This window comes from Globicatella sp. HMSC072A10, from assembly GCF_001811625.1.
In the GTDB taxonomy this organism is placed as follows: domain Bacteria; phylum Bacillota; class Bacilli; order Lactobacillales; family Aerococcaceae; genus Globicatella; species Globicatella sanguinis.
The window spans coordinates 1-4,758 of sequence record NZ_KV805762.1 but is presented as its reverse complement, the minus strand read 5'-3'; the positions used below and the strand labels follow the sequence as shown (position 1 = coordinate 4,758).

The 4,758-nt window shown below is 33.8% G+C and carries 4 protein-coding genes and 1 pseudogene; all 5 read left to right on the top strand.

The window, feature by feature from the left end; all coding sequences use genetic code 11:
• Positions 1–585 (top strand): annotated as a pseudogene (locus tag HMPREF2811_RS11435) (hypothetical protein); the annotation flags it as partial.
• A 6-nt stretch (positions 586–591) separates the two neighbouring features.
• A complete protein-coding gene (locus HMPREF2811_RS07490; RefSeq protein WP_071408798.1) occupies positions 592–2,292 on the top strand; it encodes a hypothetical protein in 1,701 nt (566 codons plus the stop codon).
• A gap of 560 nt (positions 2,293–2,852) precedes the next feature.
• Entirely contained in the window at positions 2,853–3,650 is a 798-nt protein-coding gene (locus tag HMPREF2811_RS07485) for a hydroxymethylpyrimidine/phosphomethylpyrimidine kinase (RefSeq protein WP_071408797.1), read from the top strand.
• Positions 3,640–4,146: an ECF transporter S component gene (locus HMPREF2811_RS07480; protein WP_071408796.1), complete on the top strand. Its 507-nt coding sequence runs from the start codon at positions 3,640–3,642 to the stop codon at positions 4,144–4,146. Before HMPREF2811_RS07485 ends, HMPREF2811_RS07480 begins: the two co-directional genes overlap by 11 nt.
• 15 nt (positions 4,147–4,161) lie before the next feature.
• Complete coding sequence (locus HMPREF2811_RS07475) at positions 4,162–4,719, top strand: TIGR01440 family protein (protein WP_141749282.1); 558 nt, start codon at positions 4,162–4,164, stop codon at positions 4,717–4,719.
• Positions 4,720–4,758: the final 39 nt, after the last annotated feature.

The following is a 4,758-nucleotide window of genomic DNA, read 5'->3' as shown; positions in this document are numbered from 1 at the left end:
TTTTCTAGCTTAATTTTACTATCCAAGTATTATGAAAATTATGATTATATTGGTTCTGGTAATGAATTTGCTGGTTTTAAAGTGGTACTGCAATATCCTTTAAATGAAGATGGGATTTATCAATTTAGACGTGATGGTGCCGGTACTTCTATCGCATTTGTCTATCAATTAACTCCAGAGGGCATTATTGAATTGAGTTACTTTCCAGAAACCTATGACAATACAGATTTTAGAGACCATCCAGATACTTTAGATGATTCTACTTCATTAATTATACCATTAGAGCTAGGAGTGGGAGATACTTTTTTTAGTGGCTATCAAGAAGAACAAGAGTATGAAGTGATTAACATTTTAGATGATTTTACCGTCAATCAAGTGACTTATCATGATGTTTTAGTATTGTCATTAAAGCAAGATACGAGTGATGCTACACAGTATTTTTATTATGCCCCCCAATATGGTCTGATTTATGATGAATTTGCTTTTAATGATGATTTTTCGATGTATATTACCAGTCAATTGAAATCTACTCGAAATAAATTATATTATCCCAATGTTAAATATAAAAAAATTTTTAAGGAGTGAGTTTAGATGAAAGATGTGACTAATAGTAGTCAACAACATAAGAAAAATTCCAACCATAAGTTTTTGGCCTTGTTCAATCGCATGGGATTGAATTCTTTATATCTTGTATTGTCAATATTAGCTTTTGTTTATTATTATATTGCTTTACCACCAATACATTATGCTGCTTTTGAATTTTGGTTTTTCCTAGGACTCATCATAGTGGGGATTATCATAATTGAAGTATTAAAAGATGGTTCTGATTTTGTTTTTAATCGTAGTCAAAATACCAGTACACAGTTAAAAAACATGTCCATTAAATATAAAGTTTTATTTGGTATTTTACCAGTGGCTCTGGTTATTTGGTTAGTGAGTTCAGCTATCTTTTCACCATTTTTCATGGCTTCCTCATATCGTGATATGTTACCAGTAGCTCAGGCTGATTTTGAAACAGAATTCTCAGAAACGGATGTCAACCAGATACCATTAATTGACCGAGATACTGCAGTTAGATTAGGAAATCGTAAGCTTGGTGCACTGACTAATTTAGTATCACAGTTTGTTGCGAGTCCTGAATATGTGCAAATTAATATTAATAATTATCCTTATCGTGTGACCCCATTAGAGTATGCTGGATTTTTTAAATGGTTAAATAATTTTTCTGAGGGTATTCCGCATTATTTAAAGGTAGATAATGTTACCGGAGAAGTAACGGTTGAAACACCTGAAGCTCCGATTAAATATTCTTATGCCGATAAATTTTGGCGTAATATTAATCGTCATCTAAGATTTAAATATCCCTTTACTATCTTTGGCAAGCCAAGTTTTGAGGTAGACGATGAAGGAATGCCTTATTATATTGCGTCAACTTATGGCCGTAATTTCTTCTTATTTGAACCAGAAGTAACAGGAATAGTGGTAGTCAATGCCTCAACTGGTGAGTCTAAACATTATTCATTAGAAGAAATACCACAATGGGTTGATCGTGTCTATAGTGCCGATTTAATTTTACATCAATTGCAAATGCATGGAAAATATGTGAATGGGTTTTGGAATACATTATTTTCAAATGAAGGTGTGACACGACCGACAGAAGGATATAACTATTTACCGATGAATGATGATTTATATCTCTATACGGGGATTACTTCAATTAATGCGGATGAATCGAACATTGGGTTTGTTTTAGTTAATTTAAGAACAAAAGAAGCCAAAATGTACCCAATCAGTGCAGCCGAAGAATTTTCTGCGATGAGTTCGGCTGAAGGAAGTGTCCAAGAAAAAGGTTATACAGCAACCTTCCCATTGCTAATTAATTTAAGTGGTAAACCTGTTTATGTGCTTTCATTAAAAGATTCTTCGGGATTAATTAAAGCCTATGCTTTAGTCGATGTGCAAAATTATCAAACCGTATATGTTGAAAATAGTGTTGAAAAATTATTGTTAAGTTATGCAGCTGAAAATCCGGTTGATATTGAGGATTTAGAGACAGAAGAGGATTTACTTGAAGTGGTAGGTGCAGTAGAAAAGGTACAGGCTGTCGTTAAAAGTGGTAATACCGTTTATTATTTCATGATCGATGGTAAAGTATATCAAGCACCTATTCAATTAAATGATTCATTACCATTCTTAAATGATGGTACCGAAGTGAAAATGGGCGTAAATGAATCAGGAGAAGTCCGTTCCATTGAATGGGATGACGCAAAAGAGGATGTAACAACTGAATAATGAAAAGGTGATCGATAGGAATGACTGATAGTAAAATGTTCTAATTTTACTAGACGTTATTCCTATTTTTTATGCTGTTTATGTTTGAGTAGATAATTAAGAATGCGATTCTTTTGATGGAAAAATATTAGGTGCGCAATCCGTTTCATTCATTGATTGAAAAAATGTTAATGAATGATTCCATAGAAACGAATTAAATGGCTATAGGAAACGTCATTAGCTTGAAAAAATGAATCAATATATGATTCCATTAGAAAGGAGTTGAATGGCAAAAGGAAATAAATTAATTTTAGATAGCTGGTATTGTTATTCTAATAGGACGCTTCCACTATCATTTTGGTTGTCGGTTAAGTGTGCTCATGAATTTTTAAGTAATCTATCTTTTAAAAAAAGTCATCTCAAATAGATTCATTATTCGAAATGAGTGGAAATATTAATAAACGAAATAAAGTTTATTTGGAGGAACATTTATTAACATAATTGATGAATGTTTTTTAAAAAGCGTTCAAATAAAAGAAAATGTGCTATAATGAAAATATTATTTACAAAGGGGGGAGAAAATGGATACAGTAGTCTTAACAATAGCTGGTTCGGATACTTGGGGTGGTGGCGGTATTACTACAGATATCAAGACAATTGAACAAGCAGGGAGTTTTGCGGTTAATGTGATTACTTGTATCGCAGTTGAGAGTAGTGATAATTCTTTTGAAATTGTTTCTTTACCTGCTAGTTTAATTAAGCAACAGCTTCAAACGATTGCGAACACTTATCAATTATCAGCCATTAAGATAGGTTTATTAAACGATGCCATCACGATTGCGATAGTCAAAGAATTTATTGAAACGCAAAATTGTCCGATTGTGATAGATCCTGTAATGGCTTTTAAGGAGTCATCGAAGGAAATCAAGCAAATTAGATTAGAAATGATTGACTTAATGAAATCAGCGACAGTGATTACACCTAATTTAACGGAAGCAAAGATTATTGCTGAAAGTGGTGACATTGAGAATCAATTGATGCTAGCAGATGAAGCTAAGAATATCTACTCGATTGTGAAAACTCCAGTATTGATTACCGGTGGTGCGCGCTTTCCAGGTGAAAAAGCAGTGGATGTTTTATTTGATGGTGAAAAGGTACACTTTTTTGAATTACCTAAATTAGACACCTTAAATATACATGGAGCTGGCTGTGCATTATCTTCAATGATTGCAGCTCAATTAGCAAATAATGAAACACTCGAGCAAGCAATTGAAAATGCTAAACACTTTGTATATCAAGGGATCAATCAAGGTTTATCTTTACCATCCGGTGATGGGGGAAATATTTGGAATAGAATAGGGGATAAAAATGAGAAATAAATTTGATGTTCGTACATTAACATATTTAGCAGTCATTACAGCAGTAACTTTAGTTTTGTCATTATTAATTATTATACCAGTTCCTGCTACTAATGGATTTGTTACAATATTAGATGCCGGAATTTATTGTGCAGGTTTAGCCTTCGGTTCATTAGGTGGGGGAGTTGTTGGGGGACTCACTGGCCTATTAATCGATTTAATTTCAGGATATACTATTTGGGCACCATTCTCATTTGTCATTCATGGATTACAAGGATTGGTTTATGGCTTGATTGTTGAAAAATATGGAAACGACAATAAAAGCATGTTATTTGCTTTAACAATCGCTGGCTTGATTATGGTTGGCGGCTATGCGATGGCCAATGAATTCTTATATGGTGGCGGCGTAGGATGGGTATCAATCCCAAGTAACATTGTACAAGTTGGTTTTGGAAGCGTCGTTGTGATGCTTGTTAAAAATAAATTTTTATCGATATTAAAAGTATACTCTCATTAGGAAGAAGGAGCAGAATTGAACGTAGAACAATTACAAGAAAACTTAAATGAAATTATGGACAATATTATTGAAAAGGCAAATTTAAAAGAAAATGATGTCTTTGTTTTAGGATGTTCAACAAGTGAAGTGATGGGGCATCAAATTGGCAAACATTCTAGTTTAGAAATTGGTGAGTTGATCGTTCAAACACTTTTAAATAAGTTAAATCCATTAAACGTTCATTTAGCGGTTCAAGGCTGCGAACATTTAAATCGTTCATTAGTTATTGAGTCAGAGGTAGCTGAACGTAAAGGCTATGAAGAGGTATGGGTAAGACCGAGTCTTCATGCCGGAGGCGCTGCTTCGGTATCAGCTTTTAAATTATTTAAAAATCCGATTGAAGTGATGGCAGTACAAGCAAAAGCCGGCATTGATATTGGCGATACTTTTATTGGGATGCATGTTAAATCCGTTCAAGTACCGATTAGACCGACGATTAAAACTTTAGGACATGCTCATGTGACGGCAGTCACTTCACGTCCACGTTATGTTGGCGGTCCTAGAGCCATTTATGAGGGAATAGAAATAAAATAAGCTAAATCCCAACTTCCCGAATACGTAACACGAATTAGA

What these genes read in the sequence shown, in the direction of transcription:
- HMPREF2811_RS07485 (WP_071408797.1), top strand. Translation starts at nt 2,853, where the DNA reads ATGGATACAGTAGTCTTAACAATAGCTGGTTCGGATACTTGGGGTGGT.
- HMPREF2811_RS07490 (WP_071408798.1), top strand. Translation starts at nt 592, where the DNA reads ATGAAAGATGTGACTAATAGTAGTCAACAACATAAGAAAAATTCCAAC.
- HMPREF2811_RS07480 (WP_071408796.1), top strand. Translation starts at nt 3,640, where the DNA reads ATGAGAAATAAATTTGATGTTCGTACATTAACATATTTAGCAGTCATT.